Origin of the sequence: Evansella sp. AB-rgal1, assembly GCF_041820985.1 — a bacterium.
GTDB lineage: Bacteria > Bacillota > Bacilli > Bacillales > Salisediminibacteriaceae > Evansella.
In genome coordinates this window covers 111570-128715 of record NZ_JBGUAU010000013.1, presented here as the reverse complement: position 1 = coordinate 128715, position 17146 = coordinate 111570, and the positions used below count along the sequence as shown (strand labels likewise).

Genomic DNA, 17146 nt, shown 5'->3' with positions numbered 1-17146 from the left:
CCTAAATTTCCAACTGCAGAATTAATTAATACTTTCAGTGTATTCCCCTCCCTTCATAGAGATTTATATCACTCTTTCAAACGCCTCAACTAACTTATTCGCAATCCCTTTATTCCCATAACTAGCAATAACATCACTTCTAATATCTTCTTCGCTAAAACTAGTCTGATATGCTTCTTGTAAACATCTCGTTAATTCTTCTACGTTCCCTTCTTCAAACACCAAATCCATGCTCAACGTTTTAAGCACCTTTGGTATTTCTCCACAAGTACTTCCAATAGAGGGTACTCCACATGAGGCTGCTTCTATCAAGACTCTACCAAACTGCTCTCTCCAATTTGATTTCGTCTTGGAAGGTAACACATGAACATCCATGCAATTAAACCACTTTGGCATATCCGTATGTGAGGCATTATCAACAAAACGTACGCTATCCGTTAATTCAAGTTCTGTAACTAATATCTTTATATCTTTAAGTAAAGGACCTCTACCAACGATTAATAAATACATCTCAACGTTATTTTCATTACATGTTTTCATCGCGTGGCACAGGACATCTACTCCCTTTTCCTCTACAATTCTTCCTGCGAATCCTACAACAAAAGCTTCGTTTGGTATGGATAATTCCTTTCTTGCCTCCATTTTTTGCTCACAACTAATTTGAAAATGTTGTTCATCTACTCCTAAAGGGATCTCACAAATAGAATGTTTATATCCCTTTGTTCTCAAAACATTCGTAACATCCGCACTAATGCTAATGGCTAGTGCTGATCGATCATAAACGTAATTCTCCATTTTTTTTATTGGAAAAGGATAATTTTTGTTAATATTTTGTGCAGAATAAAAACCTATCGCTTTTTTAAGTGGAACTGAGTTCCTTATTACTTGGAAACAACTAAGCGAATATGGTTCTTCCGCTACATAAATAGCGTCAGGGTTAAGTTCACTTATTATTTTCTTTAAGCTTTTTTTATAAAAATGTAGTGGAATACTATTATTTAACACGATAGGAACTTCAATAATTCTACCTTTAAAGTCTGGCCATCTTCTAACTTTTATTGGTTCTGTTGTTAAGCCAGGAGCGATAAAATTCTTAGGAACAATGATGTCTACTCGATGCCCTAATTGTTCTATTTCACAGTAGACTTGCTGATTTACATCTGTAACACAGGCATGACTAACTACTACTAAATGCACGTTTATCGCCTCTCACTTCTTTATATTCTTTGTGTATCCATCCCGCAAAGGCCCAAATAATGATGGGAACTAAGTAAAATCCACCATTAATCCACTGACCTAAACTTCCAACAAAAACAGCCAAAACTGCTAGATATTCCATACGTTTTGTTATATTCACTAAAGTGATTGTCTTATAAATTGTAAAAAAGATTACTAAACTATAGATGATTCCCCCTACACCTAAAGCTACAATCATATTAGAAATATCTACTTCAGTTGACATCGCTGTTGATCCCGATAATTTATCTGCCGCTTTTGTTATTGAAGCAATCCCATATCCTATTGGATTACTAAATATTGACATCATTCCATCTGCAAATCGTTCCAAATGACCAATACCTGTTAGTTCCTCTGATAATGGATCAGTTAAGCCTGCAACTACGTGCTCAATTATTGGCTCTGCTACACCGAACCAAGCAGGATTAATTCTAGGAAGTATAAACCATAACAAGCTCATTGCTAATATAGAAAAAGATGTTATAATTATTCTTCCGATAATGTTCCTACTTACTAACATTAATATCACGAGCATTGCAGCGAACATAAAAAAGATAATCGTTCTAGATCCACCAAAGAAAACGGCGCTAAAAGTAAGCACTGAGATTGATATGTGCATAAACTTATTTTCATCTGTAAAGATTCTAGCAAAAGCGATCATACATGTTAACATGATAAAGTAAACGAACTCTTGAGCACTAGCAAAGGTTCCAAATGCTCTTACCGTATCTTCCGCTAAGTATAGAGCTGCATAACCTGAGATATTTACCCACGCCATTTCAAAAGGCAATATTCCAAAAAAGGTTTGGTAGATTCCATATACTGCAATAACTGTACCTATTACTTGTATGATATTCATCATTGACTTAATAGAACTTCTATTGAATTTATAAAAAGCAAGATAAAACCATAACCACGGAACAAGTATATACATCGAAGCAATGAGACCTGCTACAGGACCACCAGATAAAGGATTTAGAACTTGAAAACATCCAAATACAAACAAAATGTTCATTAATTTGTCTGGAGATTCTTTCATTATTGATGGATTATTTTTTCTCTCCCATAGTAAAAGAAGTGCAAGAATAACCGTTAATCCAGGTCCTATGATTAATAAAGGATCAAATCCACTCCATCCTGCTATTGGTATCAATGCTCTTCGAAAGAAACCCATAAAAGCTAAGTACACAATCATTAGGCCAATGATTCTTTCTCGGTAATATAATGCCAAACCTAACATAACTAAAAACAAAGATAGAAAAAGGAGATTTCTTATCATACCTGGATTTATAGTAAGTCTTCCAATCAGTAAAATACTAGATACCATTAAAAAATATAGTATAATAGACCTTTTATTAATTAATACATACGACATTAACTCTCACCTTCTGTTCTACCATTGTTATGTCACTAACCGTTTATAGTGGTGCATAAATAATTCATATGTTTTATCCCACGTTATTGCTTCGGAACGTAGTCGTACTTCTTTGGACATTTTTTCTCTTAATGAAACATCTAATGCTAATTTTTCAAATGCATGTTGCAACGATTCTTTCTCCCTTTCCACAGTGAAACCAGTCACTCCATCTTCAGCTACAATGTTAGAAATTCCAACCTTGGTCATAACAACTGGTAATCCACATGCACCCGCTTCTAGAGAAGCAATACTGAAAGTTTCATAAAGACTAGGTAGTACATAGATATCTGACATCTTGTAAAACAATGATGGATTCTCATGAAATCCTTGAAAGATAACATGGTCAGAAACATTGTTACCAAATCCCTCAAGCACCTTCTTGGCATCACCTTTTCCCACTACTAATATCTTCGCTTGAAGTTGAGGATACTTGTTTTTTAGTCCTTCAAATGCTTCAAGAATTATCCTTAGACCTTTTCGTGACCAATCTCCGCCAACAAAAACAAATACCAAAGCATCCTCTGGTATTCCATTCATTTTCTTATATTCTCTTTTTTCTTCCTCGGTCGCTGGCTTGAACGTAGTAGTATCTACGCCATTATAAACTATGGAGACTTGGTCTTCCGTATATTGAAAATGAGTTAGTATTTCTTCCTTCACATGCTCGGAAACAACAATCAAGTGTGGTATATGATTCGGTCGATAACATATGGATTCCATTAGTAATGCAAATTTCCCTTGAAACCATGTGTTTATTTTATGAGCAAAGGATTTGGCACCATGAACGCGATCATTATATCCAAGACTGTTATATGCTCTGTGACAAAAATGAACGGTAGAAATATCAACACGATTTAAAACAATCGCACCAGTTGTATGTACACAGTCAAATTTCCTCATGAGAAGTATGAAACTAGTAATGAAGGTGAATAAAAGACTCTTTAAGAACACCGGTCTTTGCGGTATGGGAATTTTAATAAAATGTACATCTGGATAATTACCTGTAAATTCCGTTGCAATAACAGTTATGTCAAAGTCTTTTCTCTTTCTTTTAATCATTTCGGATAAATGAATCTCCATACCGCCACGATTATTTATATTGTGTGCAACGATCGCCAATTTTTTCTTCATATAAAAACTCCTTTTTACGACAATAGAGCTTTTTTTCTTTTTCTTTGAGTGAAAAATTTCGTTTTAAAATTTATAAGAAACTTCTTATATATATAGTGTTGTTTTTTTAGTAATAACCTAAATAATTGAACGATACCTGGTCTATCAGAAGTTCCAATTAATATGGACCACATAACAAACATAAACCTTCTTCCAAATGAAGAATAATATTCGGACATTATCAATGTTTCATTATATACGCCAAAATAATATGCCTCCTCATTAAAACTCCCCCGCTGATCACTATCAAATCTCTGTGCTGGATAGTGATCTACCGCTGCTTCAGGATCATACACTAATCTCCAGCCCTTTTTACGTACACTAAGGCTAAAGGCCATATCGTTATGCACTTGTGCACCTTTCCCAAGCAGTCTTTCATCGAACCATAGTCCTTCTATCGCAGTTCTTCGATAGCTCATGTTTGCCCCTTTTAGAACATCCACATCTCTAACCTCACCATACCCAAGATGATGATTCCCAATGACTCTGCCAAACCATTGAACTTTCCCAACTATCCTTTTCATTCCTGCTTCTACTTTATCTCCGTGGTGTACCCAATCACGACCACCAACACCACCTATGTCTTCTGATTCACTAAATCTAGCAACAATTCTTTCTAACCAGTATGGTCGAGGAGCTGTATCATCATCTAGGATACAAACAATATTTCCTTTACTAATTTCTAATCCTTGATTTAAAGCAGCTACCTGGCCAGGTATCGAAACATATGCTTCGGTAATATAGTATTTCTTAGGAACATAATCTTTCATAAAATTCAATGTTTCCACATCTACATCTCTCATGACTACAACGACTTCATCCGGTAACATTGTTTGATTATTTAACGAATCTAGACATCTTTTCAAATCATTTGTCCGCTTATACGTAGGTATAATGACAGAAGTTTTCATTTTCACACCGCCATCCAATCGGAAATACTAATAAGCTCCCTTAGATCCAAACAATACAAAGAATGTTTTGAATATTAATTTCAAATCTACAAGCATGCTTCTTTCCTTTATATACTTAAGGTCTAACTCTACCCATTCTCCAAAACTAAGGTTGCTTCTTCCACTTACCTGCCAGTAACATGTTAATCCTGGAAGAACACTCAAGCGTTGCATTTCGTAACTATTATATTGTGCGACTTCCTCGGGTAGCGGGGGTCTGGGTCCAACTAAACTCATCTCTCCTTTTAACACATTGATCAACTGCGGTAGCTCATCAAGACTTGTTTTTCGAATAAACTTACCGATTTTTGTTACTCTTGGATCATTTTTTATTTTGAAGACAGGTCCATCTACCTCATTGTTCTTTAGAAGGGAGTTTTTTAATTCCTCCGCATTCGAAACCATGGAACGGAATTTATACATAGAGAATGTGTTACCATCTTTCCCTATCCTTGTCTGGCTGAAAAGAATCGTTCCTCTTCTGTCTTCCACCTTTATTAGTAGACTTATAACAAGGATGAGTGGTAGTAATAAAAAAAGCCCAACTAAGGAGCAAGCTACATCTAGAATTCTTTTTGAAGCAACATAAAAAATACTTTTTTGAATGTTAATCTCTTTGTGTCCAACATCTTTATATGTTTGAACAGCCACATTTTCTTTCACAGAAGGCAATCGAATTCACCAACTTTCTTTAGAAGTTAGTTTGTCTATACAACTTAATATAATTGGGATAATTCCGTTTTCTTTGAACAAATCACAGCTTTTCTACCGATTGAATAATAATCAATATTATGTTCTTTCATTTCCTCTAGAGAAAAACAATTTCGTCCATCAAGTACGATAGGTGACTTCATCTCTCGAAAACACGAAAGCTCTAATCGCTTCACTTCATCCCATTCCGTTAAAATGAGGACTGCATCCATATCTCTTATTGCATCCATTTCTGTATCTGCATAGGCAATTTCTACCTCTAACAGCTTCTTAGCATTGTTTGACGCAATAGGATCATAGGCAATAACTTCTGCCCCTTGCTTTACTAATTCTTCAATAATGGTGATGGAAGGTGCTTCCCGCATATCATCTGTATTAGGCTTAAATGCTAATCCCAAAACACCAATTCGTTTTCCAACGAAAGAAGGATAAATTCCACTTAATTTTTCCAATAAAAGCATTTGTTGCTTCTTGTTTACGGTAACAACACCTTTTAGCAACTCAAAATCGTAATGAACATTCCCCGCAATTTGAATTAATGCTTTCGTATCTTTTGGAAAACAAGATCCTCCATAACCAATACCAGCTTTCAGAAATTGAGATCCGATTCGCTGATCAAGGCCCATTCCATATGCAACTTCCTCTATATTCGCATCCACTCGTTCACATATATTCGATATTTCATTAATGAAGCTAATCTTCGTAGCAAGAAATGCGTTGGAAGCATACTTAATCATTTCGGCACTTCGAATATCTGTTTTATACACGGGTACTCCAAATGGCTTGTTCATTTCTTCTACTATAGAAGCTGCTTTCACACAATCTGCTCCAATAATGATTCGATCTCCATGAAATGCATCGTGGATAGCCGAACCTTCACGCAAAAACTCTGGGTTGGATACCATCGATATGTTTATGCCAGATGATAGATTGTCTTCGATCAATTTTTTCACATGATCACTTGTTCCAACAGGTACCGTACTTTTTATTACTACTACGGTATCTTTCTCTATGCTTCTTGCTATATCTAACGCAACTTGTTCAACATAGGTTAAATTGGCTGATCCGTCTTCTTTCTCGGGAGTACCAACTGCAATATAAATCACATCCGCATGTGTAAACCCTTCATGATGATTCGTTGTAAATGTTAGTGAATTCTTGCTCATGTTCTTCGTCATTAATTTTTCCAATCCAGGTTCATAGATGGGAGAAATTCCTAACTTTAGTTGTTCTATTTTTCGTTCATCAATGTCTATACAAATGACGTTATGACCTATTTCTGAGAGACTTACACCAGTAACAAGGCCCACATAACCTGTTCCAACCACGGCAATATTCATTAACTAGCCTCCTACTAACTACAGTTTCAATACTGGCTCTGTTAAAAGATCTTTTAGTATTCGCTCTACATCTGCACCAATTTCTCTATCCTGTAATGCAAATTCAATGGTTGTTTTAATAAATCCTAATTTTTCCCCAACGTCATAGCGCTTGCCTTCAAAATCATATGCAAATACTCGTTGAATTTGATTCAGCTTTTCAATAGCATCCGTCAGTTGAATTTCCCCACCAGCACCAATTTCTTGTTTATCTAGGAAACGGAAAATTTCCGGTGTAAAAACATAGCGCCCCATGATAGCTAGATTAGAAGGTGCTGTTCCCGGTGCAGGTTTCTCTACAAATCTATTCACTTGATAACGGCGACCTTCGATAGTATTTGGATCGATGATTCCGTATCGGTGTGTTTCATCATCTCCCACTTTTTGAACACCGATAATAGATGCGCCTGTTTCTTCATACTGATCAATCATTTGTCTTAGACACGGAATATCACTTTGGACAATATCATCACCCAATAATACTGCAAATGGTTCATCGCCAATAAAGTTTCTAGCACTCCAAACTGCATGCCCTAATCCCTTCGGTTGCTTCTGTCTAATATAATGAATGTCTGCAAGGTTAGAAGAGTACTCCACCTTCGCAAGTAGATCTAACTTTCCTTTTTCAGCAAGACTTCTTTCTAAATCTGGGGAGTTATCAAAATGATCTTCAATAGCGCGCTTTCCTTTACCCGTTACGATAATAATATCTTCTATTCCGGAGGCTACCGCTTCTTCTACAATATATTGAATGGTCGGTTTATCAACGATAGGTAACATTTCCTTAGGCATTGCTTTTGTTGCTGGTAAAAATCGTGTACCAAGTCCCGCTGCAGGAATAATTGCCTTTTTCACTTTTCTCATAATCAAGTTCCTCCTTTAAATAGATAAAATACTTATATGTGAATTAAATTATGTAAATGGGCATTGAACCCTCCCTCACATCACACTAACGCAAACTTGTGCTAAGGTTGAACTAGAATCCAACCCACAGCATGACCGAGTACCTCCATTGATATAGGTTAGGAGACATCACCTTCACTTCGAACTTTTTTTAAAATTAATTAGATATGTAGAAAAATCCTAAATCACTTGCTTATGTGTTCTAACATGCCAATACTATGTTTTGAATTCGATGATTCATAGTGATGTGTTATTTATATCAAAGCAAAAGTGATAAACCATATATCCAAAGTTATAGTAAGCGGTTACATTAACAATTTTTCCTATATTATTCTCATTTTTGCTAAGAAAAGAATAAAAGAGTAGTCTCTCTGTTGGCAGATTACCCTTTGTTTTTATCGAAATTTCATAGATTTCTACGAAAGAACAGAATGTTTGCACGACATAATATTGCATAATAAAAAGACGATCCATAAGGTTTTTTCACCTTTTGGATCGCCCTAAAAGCTTTGATTCTATTAGCAATATGTTTGTAAGCTCGCAAGAAGTAAGGGAATAACATCAGAACTTTCCATCATATTTCTACTACCTTTTATTTCATGGGGATTGCTGAATAATAGTGATCCATTTTGTATTTTTCTTGGTCATTTAATACTGCTCCTAGTATGCTAGTACTTGTATTATCAAGGAGATTTTTTGTCTTGATAGCTGCCTTATAATCCGTCTGCTTGTTTCTCAAAACAATGATTGCTCCATCACAATACCTTGCAAGGACCTGACCATCCGCTACATAGAGACTAGGTGGGGAATCAAACAGAATGAGGTCATACATATCACTGGCCTTATCTAAAAGTTCTTTCATCCTATTGGAGCTTAATAGCTCTGACGGGTTAGAGGGTAACCCGCCACTTGGTACTAAGTTCAGATTATGAACTCCCGTTTCCCTAATTACCTCTTCCAGCTTATTTTCACCAGTAAGAACATTACTTAAACCTGGGGAATTTCCACTGCTAAATCTAAGATGCAGACTCGGTTTACGCATATCGGAATCTATCACCAATACCCTTTTTCCCTGCTCTGCAAATACAACAGCTAAATTAGCTAATGTCATTGTTTTTCCTTCCCCAGCACCCGGTGATGTTACAAGGATCGTTTTTACATCCATTTTCATCATCGCATTTTCAATATTTGCCCGAATGGTCCTGTATTGCTCGGAAATAGGAGATCTGGGATTAGTCATTGCAACAAGAGACGTCATTTGTCTCAAATTCTTTTTCTTTGCCATTCCTACACACCTCTTTCTTGTTATGCACTTCTTGGTTTTTCCTGAACCGGTTTTGCTTTATGATCACAATGAGATACTACTCCTAGTAAAGGTAAGTCTAATAATTCCTCAATACTTTCTTCTGATTTGATAGTGTTATCAAAGAATTCGAAAAGTAATGTTATCCCAACACCTAGAATTAGTCCAAGTGCAACTGCGATGCTAACATTCGTAATCAGACTAGGTGATACTTTAAATGCATTTGTTGCGACAGAAAGGATATTTACATTATCCACTTGTAACAGCTTAGGAACTTCTTGTTGAAATACTTCAACCGTAGTGTTTGCTATAGTTATTGCACGACCTGGATCAGAATCAAATGCAGTTACATGTACTACTTGGGAATTTCTATTATTACTTACAGTGATTTGTCCAGCAGAAACGTAAGTGCCCAGTTCTTCTGATACAATATCTAATATTCTTGGGCTTCGGATAATTTCGTTATATGTACTTATGAGCTGAATATTCGTGTTTAATTGACCAGGATCATAAGCAGTCTGCCCTTCACCAGAATTACTAACAAGAAATTGCGAACTTGTCTGATATACTGGTGTAACATAATAGTTTGTATAGAAACCACTAACGGCCCCTGCTCCAATCGCCATAATAATAATAAGCCACAAACGTTTTTTCATCGCTAACAAGATTTCTTTAAATGAATTCATCTCTTTCATAACGTCCCTCAACTTCCTTTATGTTTTTTGAAAACTCGTATCAGTTCTCCACTCTTGTATACTTTTATACAATATCTAGACGAGTACACACATATATCTAAAGTTATAGTTAGACCAAACTTCATCAATATTCCTACAAAACAATAAAAAAATGGGAGAATCTCGGCAACTCACCACACAGCATAAAAGCCTGCTATGAGCTTTTGCTCATAACAGGCTTTCATGAAATGTTCAAACTAGATCAAACTGCCAGCTCCTAACTAATATCGATCAACTTTAACTCTTTTGCTTTATATACTGCTTTTGTTCGACGATTCACATCTAACTTGGAGAAAATATTATGATTATGCACTTTCACTGTGCCAATCTTTAATTTTAGTTTTCTTGCTATCTCCTCATTAGACATACCGGCAGCCATCAGTTGAAGAATCTCTAATTCTCTCTCAGTCAAAGAATCATATAGAATCAAATCTGAATGCTGTCTTTCTTTTTCTACTTCTTGTTTCTCTGGTTGCAAAGCATCTATACAAGTAGAAATAAACATAGCTTGAGTACATAAGTATCTAGCAATTTCTATTTTTTCCTTAGAAAAAAGATTTGCAATCCAACGATTTTCTAAATAAAGAATTCCCTTTACTTCCCCGTGCAACATGATTGGTAAGCAAAGGACAGACCTTGGAAGTTGCCTTCTAAAATAAGGATAATGGTAATACTGATCCTCATTAGATACATCCTCAATAACGAAATCTCGATGTGTACGTGCAATATAACGAACAATCTCTTGTGGTACATCCCTAGTTTTCTCCAACTCCTCTGATTGGATAGAAAACTCGTTTGATCCTTTATTTACTGCTACTACGACAATCAAATCTCCCTCTTTTTTTAAAAGCACTGCCTTTTCCGCTAAAGATTCGCGATTAATAGAAATCATTAATTCCCTTAAAGTGTGAAAATGATCCCCTTCTTGAGATAATGTTTCTGTTGCCTTCCATATTGTACTTATGTTTACCATTGATGCAGATTCTTTTTGATACGATAGTTGGTTTACCATTTGTGAAGTGATTAAGTTTTCATCTTTCATAAGTGTGAAATAATGAGAATATCTTTTCTCTAGATTCTCTGCTTTCAGAGTTGCCCCCCATTTTCTATATTCAGATACAGCCTCCTTTATCCATTGCTTTGCTAAACGATCCTTATCAATCTCTTCATAGAAAGATCCTGCTAATTCTAAGCAAATAGCTACATTACACCCAGTTCCACTTTCTGTTGCTGATTTTATAGCTTGTTCATAAAGGATTTCCGCCTTGTCGTAATATTCTTGCATTTTTGCATATTCCGCTCGTAAAATCCATTCCTTATGCTCATAGTACCGTTTATTATATTCTCTCCATCCACTGAATTTGTGTAAAATGATATTTATTTCTGTGAGATACTGCCTCCGATCTTCCCCATCCATATGTTTCCAAAATCGCAATATAGTTAATGCTTTATAAAACAAGAACTCTCCATAATGAGGAAGAAAAGGAACATTTTTCATATATTTTTCAGCTAGTGCAGCATACTGAAGTGCTTCTTTATATTGTCCATTTAGGTAATAGATTTGAACTTTAAATGTATAGTATTGAGTAATGGTAACAGCAGATCTTTCATCATGTTTTACATTTTCCAAAAACACATCCTCATGGAATTGTTCATTATTTAAAGTGATCGGTTGATCTGTTTTCCCTTGTAAACATTGAACAAATTGTTTATAGCATCTCATTACATTTTTGGAAAAATCATCTTTTGTTTTATGAAATAACGTATAATATTTGTCACTACTTTCTTCTACTTTAAATAATGAATCATGAGTATACATGTTAGCAATACTCGTTGTAATAGCTAAATTAGTATGAATATAGTCTCCACTTACTATTCCTAAGTCAATCGCTTTAGAAAGGTAAGATTCCCCTTTAAGCTTATCATCAAACCATTTGCATATATTTCCACCAACTAATACATATGTTTTACACATAACGGAAGGTGTCGCATATTTCTCAGCTAACTCAGCTGCAATATTTCCAATCTCATAACTTCTTTGCATGTCATTCAACTCTGTACTTAGATAAAGGCCATAATAGGCAAAAACAGCTGGAGATATATCCGTTTTTCCATATTGTAATATTAGCTCCATAAACTTATTTACAAGTATCTTGAATGAATTTCGCTGAATATAAAACGTAGGGATTAACATCAAAAACATAATATCCATCGCTAGTTTCATTTTTTCATCGGTAGCCTCAGGAATATCGTATAGGAACTTAAATCCGTTTGGAAACCTTACTCTCGCATGAATATTCTCTCGTTTAACATCTATTTCACTAGGTTTACAAGGGATATCAATTCCTATTTCCCTTAAACATATAATTCCTTGCTCTAATGCTAGAGAATAATCGCCTCTAGTTATAGATTTCATTATTTTATGTTTATATACTTGGGCCTTTTCTTCCCAATTCCTTGCTGTTCGCAGTAATTCTGTATTAATACATAAAGCCAGTTCATGATTCCCAGATAAATACTCCATATTGGACAAAGCAAGATATAACGAAAAACACCCCTCAAAATTCTCGTTCCATTTATTTTCATCAATAAAAGTAACTGCATGACGATAATAATATGCTGCCGTTTCGTATGCAGTTGAAGTCTCGGCAAGTTTTGCCGCTTTACAGTTTAACTGGAAAAGCATTTCCTTCTCTATAGGATCTTCTATTATCGTTGCCCCATGATTATAATGATTTACTAAATGAAACAGATCTTTATCAGAACCATATTGATTATCCATTAAGTATCTAGCTATTGTCAGATGAAGTACTTGCTTCTCCATCTCTTCAACCAATGAATATGCTATTTCATGAATTTTCTCGTGAAAAAAATGATAACATTGCTGACCATTTGATGTATCGAGAGAAAGGATAATCCCTTCCTTTTCTGAATTCTCTAGCGATTTTGTAACCTCCTGTTGCTTGGAACTGGTAAAATGGAGAAGGTCACTGTAATAGAACTGATTTCCAAGACAGGCGGCAATTTTCATAATTTCCAAATCCTCCATAGGGAGAGATCGAATTTTTTTTTCCATATATTCGAGTATATGTTCTTGGTCTTTAATCGACTGAATCTCGGTTTCCATCCACGTCCATTTATTTGAATAGAAATTAAATTCGATCCATTGGTTTTTATGAAGTAAACGAAGCATTTCTTTCATATATAATGGAGATCCGCCTGTTTTCTGATAAATAAGTTGAGAAAGCCCTCTACATTCAGATCTATCACACGCTAATGTGTCTGCTACGAATTGTTCTACTTCGTTGATAGATAAAAACTCTACTTCAATTTGTGTTGTAGACACTCCATATTTTTTCAGATTGTCATAGCGTTTCATTAATCTTTCAAAAGGTTGCACCGCCTCAGTTGTAAAAGCAGCAATAACAATAAATCTTGTAGTATTCGGATCTATTAACAAGGAATACATAAGGCGAAGAGAGGCAAAATCGGCAAAATGTATGTCGTCCAAAAATAAAACTAACGGCTGATTCTCACTTGTAAACACTTGAACGAACTGACGGAACACGATAAAAAAACGATTCGTTGAAGCTTGACCAGTAAGAACTTCCACTGGAGGCTGTTTCCCAAGGAGGGATTCTAATTCTGGTATCACATTCGTAATAATTTGACCATTTTTCCCTAATGCTTTTAGAAGTTTCTCTTTCCACATGGCTACCTGGTCATTTTTTTGCATTAAGATCTGTCTAACTAAATCTCGAAATGCATCCACCAACGAATCGAACGGTGTTCCATTATTATTTGGAGTACATTTTCCATAAATATAAAAGGATCGATTCTGAATAATTCGTTTAAATTGTTTATTAACTAACGTTGTTTTTCCAATACCTTCTGCTCCAGTAACATATACTACTTCCGTTGCTCCAAATGCAGCAGATTGAAAGTGATCATACAATACCTTTACTTCCTTCTCTCTTCCATAAAAATTATTTGGAATTTCATAGTTACCTTTGCTTACTCTTGAACAAAGTCGGAATGGTTGTATGGTTCCTTTCGCAATTAATTCTTGATAGCAAGTTAATAGATCTTTGGCCAAATGGTTAGTGTCTTGATACCGGTTCTTTGGTTCTTTTTCAAGTAAAGTCATCACGATATTATTAATCATTTTCGGTATTTCAGGATTCATTTTCGATACAGGAGTAGGCATTACAGCAATATGGCAGTGTTTCCAATCTGGGTTCTTAATTCGGGTAAATGGATGCTTTCCATTTGTAAATAGTTCATATAGCAACAAGCCGAATCTATATAAATCAGAACTATACTCAGAGTTGGTCATAGCTGTGTTTAGAATGGTTTCAGGTGTTTGAAACTTTTCATTATTTTCTTTATCAAGATATGGAATCGGTAAAATCTTTATTTGTTTATTGGAGTCAACGATGATTTGTTCTACTACGATTGTAACGTTTGGCTTATTCTGCATATGAAAATATTGTAGTGTTTCCACAAGTTGAAGAGATATACTCAACATATTTTCCAACGTTAATTCTTTTAAATTTAACAGCGATCGAAGAGATTTCCCGTCTACATGTTCAAACACAAGCTCTTCATTATGAATTGTCATTGGATTAAGAATATTAGGTAACTGCGACTCTAGCCATTCCTGACATTCTCTTTCTAATTCTATTCCTTTCGAGCCTTTTCTGATGATGACCTGTCTACTACTAGCTGAGTGAATAGAGCGAATAAAAGAAAAATCACCGACTGTGAGTATATTTTCTTTTTCAAAGTAACCATCGTTTTCCATCCATATTCCCCCAGCTAATTTTTCAAAAACAAAAACGTTTCACTACATTACATGTATGTAACCCTATTAAGAAGCAACACGTTCTTTAAGTAGGTTTTTTTGTCTAATCTGTGCTATATATAGAATATTAGCACAGATAATTAGTTAAAGAAAAACATTTTTTCGAGTTAAGCGTTTACATTCTAAAAAATTTTGAAAATTGTGTAGATAGTGTTTCGTCTAGCTTTTTCCAGGTTAAAGAGATCGAAAATGTTAGATATTGACGGATGTAGAATATGTCGAAGAAAAGTATATGATTGAATCTACCTTGCATACTTACATACTAGTTTTAACAGCAAAAGAACTATGTGTGCACTGACTTCCCTAGCTATAATCCTCCCACTTGTAATACCACTGAGATAATATTAAACTAACTACAAAGAAATAGAGGTGAACATAAAATGAGTAACGAAACAAAGATAGAACTAGCAACCTTTGCCGGGGGATGCTTTTGGTGTATGGTGAAGCCATTCGACCAGTTCCCCGGAATTCATAACGTCATCTCTGGATATACAGGTGGACATATAGAAAATCCAACGTATGAACAAGTGAAAACAGGCACGAGTGGTCATCGTGAGGTTGTCCAAATCACGTTCGATACAAGCTTATTTCCATATGAAGATTTGTTAGACATCTTTTGGAGAAATATTGATCCAACAGATGAAGGTGGACAATTCATCGACCGAGGCGAGCAGTATAAGACAGCTATTTATTATCACACAGAAGAGCAGAAGCAGCTAGCCGAGAAATCGAAGCAAGAAGTGGAAAAAAGCGGTAAATTTTTGAAACCAATAGTCACTGATATTTTCCCAGCTAGTACCTTCTACCCTGCGGAAGAGTATCACCAGGATTTTTACAAAAAAAATCCCCTTCATTATAAGAAAGAAGTGGAAGAGTCAGGGCGAAAAGAGTTTATCGAAAGCAAAAACTAGGAAGCAGTGGGGACGGTTCTCACTGCTTCCTTCCTCATTCACAAGGACAACTGTTTTCTTACGATTTATTGTAAGTAAGTTAGCATTCCACGTCGTAAGAGGTTGTTCCTCCCGATTATTGTCTACCTCTGGCGTAGCTCGTCTAGTAACTTTTTCCTACATTGAATAATCATGTAGAAACACCTCGATTTTGGAATTCTGGTTCATCATTGAGTCTATCATAAACATCTCTTAGTCTAATGTACAAATCATCCGTTTAGAACTATATACCCATTCTGACACCTTCCAATATATAACCCTACATAGAAAACGACAATACGCTCTATTACACCGAGACTTTTTATCTACTTTTTATCTCATATTGTAAAAAAAAGATGGACTTATGTCCCATGTTATTATACGATAAATATAATAATTAATCGAAAATGATAAAGGCAAACTTATCGAAAGGTAAGGACGCAAAGCTACGAGCCTAAGGTTAAAAACTATGGTGGTCGAGTTGCCAAAAAACTGGTTCACTCCTTAAGTATGCCTGTTTTAGGCATACTATTTCTTTTGGCTTCTACTTGAAAAACACATTAAAAAAAGGACGTGATCTTATGTCAGAAACAATAATTGCAGAGAAACAGAATGTCATAATCAAGGAAAGTATTAACGGAATGATCAGTAGCATAAAAAGTGTCATTCCAGCCAACCTTTCATTTAATCCTCCCGTTTTAATTCAAAAAGATTATCATCAATCCGATTTAGGTGTAATTATTGGTATCACTGGGGATTTTAGTGGACAAATTTTAATCGAGGGTGAAGAAACAGCATTTAATTCTATCGCACAAGTGATGTATGGAATGGAACTTGAAGGAGAAATGCTTGAGTCCTTTGTAGGAGAATTAGGGAATCAAATTTCTGGACACATGGTAACAACTTTATCTCAAAATAGTTTTAGCTTAAACATCTCTCCACCTACCGTTATCGTTGGAAAATCTAAATATACAGCGTTCAAAAATGCGATAAAGCTCTCGGTTGAGGTAGATAACAACAGATTTAACATTTTATTTATGACAGCAAAGGAGATGTAATATGAAAATTCTAGTTACAGATGATGCAAAATTCATGAGAATGCAACTAAAAGACATCTTAACGAAGATTGGACACGAAGTTGTTGGAGAAGCAGAAAACGGCGAAGATGCCATCCATAAATACAACGAATTAAAACCAGATATAGTCACAATGGACATCACAATGCCAGAGCGTGATGGAATTAGTGCACTAAAAGAAATAAAAAAATCACACCCAGATGCAAACATCATCATGTGTTCCGCTATGGGCCAGCAAGGCATGGTATTAGAAGCAATCCAAAACGGAGCAAAAGACTTCATCGTTAAACCATTCAATGCAACTCGAATAAAGGAAGCAATAGACAAATTTTTATAACGAAACCAAGGAAGCAGTGGGGACGGTTCTTGCTGCTTCTTTTTATGTGCCAACAGGAAGCAGCGGGGGCGGTTGATATGCTGCTTCCGTTTTAGATTATAGAGAGCTTTTTATACAAAATGCTGGCGTTTCAATAA

At 35.4% G+C, this 17146-nt stretch carries 13 protein-coding genes, 1 pseudogene and 1 riboswitch; of the genes and pseudogenes, 3 read left to right on the top strand and 11 right to left on the bottom strand.

All coding sequences use genetic code 11. The features are described from left to right. Positions 1-63: 63 nt before the first annotated feature. The 10 genes from ACERII_RS12850 to ACERII_RS12805 form a co-directional block, all read right to left on the bottom strand. Complete coding sequence (locus ACERII_RS12850; RefSeq protein ID WP_373642764.1) at positions 64-1197, bottom strand: glycosyltransferase; 1134 nt, start codon at positions 1195-1197, stop codon at positions 64-66. Further along, positions 1178-2611 (bottom strand): hypothetical protein, encoded by a 1434-nt coding sequence (locus ACERII_RS12845; RefSeq protein WP_373642763.1) that lies wholly within the window; start codon positions 2609-2611, stop codon positions 1178-1180. The genes ACERII_RS12850 and ACERII_RS12845 overlap by 20 nt, the downstream gene beginning before the upstream one ends. A 27-nt stretch (positions 2612-2638) precedes the next feature. Continuing rightward, complete coding sequence (locus ACERII_RS12840; protein ID WP_373642762.1) at positions 2639-3784, bottom strand: glycosyltransferase family 4 protein; 1146 nt, start codon at positions 3782-3784, stop codon at positions 2639-2641. A gap of 14 nt (positions 3785-3798) precedes the next feature. Then, a complete protein-coding gene (locus ACERII_RS12835) occupies positions 3799-4734 on the bottom strand; it encodes a glycosyltransferase family 2 protein (RefSeq protein WP_373642761.1) in 936 nt (311 codons plus the stop codon). 27 nt (positions 4735-4761) lie between these two features. Then, positions 4762-5445 (bottom strand): sugar transferase, encoded by a 684-nt coding sequence (locus tag ACERII_RS12830; protein ID WP_373642760.1) that lies wholly within the window; start codon positions 5443-5445, stop codon positions 4762-4764. A gap of 44 nt (positions 5446-5489) precedes the next feature. Continuing rightward, positions 5490-6824: a UDP-glucose dehydrogenase family protein gene (locus ACERII_RS12825; RefSeq protein WP_373642759.1), complete on the bottom strand. Its 1335-nt coding sequence runs from the start codon at positions 6822-6824 to the stop codon at positions 5490-5492. 18 nt (positions 6825-6842) lie between these two features. Then, on the bottom strand, positions 6843-7727 hold the full coding sequence (gene galU / locus ACERII_RS12820) for a UTP--glucose-1-phosphate uridylyltransferase GalU (protein WP_373642758.1): 885 nt from the start codon (positions 7725-7727) through the stop codon (positions 6843-6845). 631 nt (positions 7728-8358) lie between these two features. Further along, a complete protein-coding gene (locus ACERII_RS12815; RefSeq protein ID WP_373642757.1) occupies positions 8359-9051 on the bottom strand; it encodes a CpsD/CapB family tyrosine-protein kinase in 693 nt (230 codons plus the stop codon). 20 nt (positions 9052-9071) lie between these two features. Then, positions 9072-9764, bottom strand: coding sequence for a YveK family protein (locus ACERII_RS12810; protein WP_373642756.1), 693 nt, complete (start codon positions 9762-9764; stop codon positions 9072-9074). 256 nt (positions 9765-10020) lie between these two features. Next, positions 10021-14607 carry an AAA family ATPase gene (locus tag ACERII_RS12805; protein WP_373642755.1) on the bottom strand — a complete coding sequence of 1529 codons (4587 nt, stop codon included), beginning with the start codon at positions 14605-14607 and terminating at the stop codon, positions 10021-10023. Positions 14608-15047: 440 nt separating this feature from the next. Between ACERII_RS12805 and msrA the strand changes: the two genes are divergently transcribed. Further along, the gene (gene msrA, locus ACERII_RS12800) at positions 15048-15578 is read left to right on the top strand and encodes a peptide-methionine (S)-S-oxide reductase MsrA (RefSeq protein ID WP_373642754.1); all 531 of its coding nucleotides are present in this window, start codon (positions 15048-15050) and stop codon (positions 15576-15578) included. Here msrA and ACERII_RS12795 read toward each other — a convergent pair. Continuing rightward, positions 15543-15662: pseudogene (locus ACERII_RS12795) on the bottom strand (hypothetical protein); the annotation flags it as partial. The gene msrA and the pseudogene ACERII_RS12795 sit on opposite strands and share 36 nt — an antisense overlap. Positions 15663-16001: 339 nt before the next feature. Further along, positions 16002-16085: riboswitch (cyclic di-GMP riboswitch) on the top strand. 92 nt (positions 16086-16177) lie between these two features. Here ACERII_RS12795 and ACERII_RS12790 point away from each other — a divergent pair. Then, a complete protein-coding gene (locus ACERII_RS12790) occupies positions 16178-16654 on the top strand; it encodes a chemotaxis protein CheX (RefSeq protein WP_373642753.1) in 477 nt (158 codons plus the stop codon). A 1-nt stretch (position 16655) separates the two neighbouring features. Further along, complete coding sequence (locus ACERII_RS12785; protein WP_373642752.1) at positions 16656-17009, top strand: response regulator; 354 nt, start codon at positions 16656-16658, stop codon at positions 17007-17009. Positions 17010-17146 lie beyond the last annotated feature (137 nt).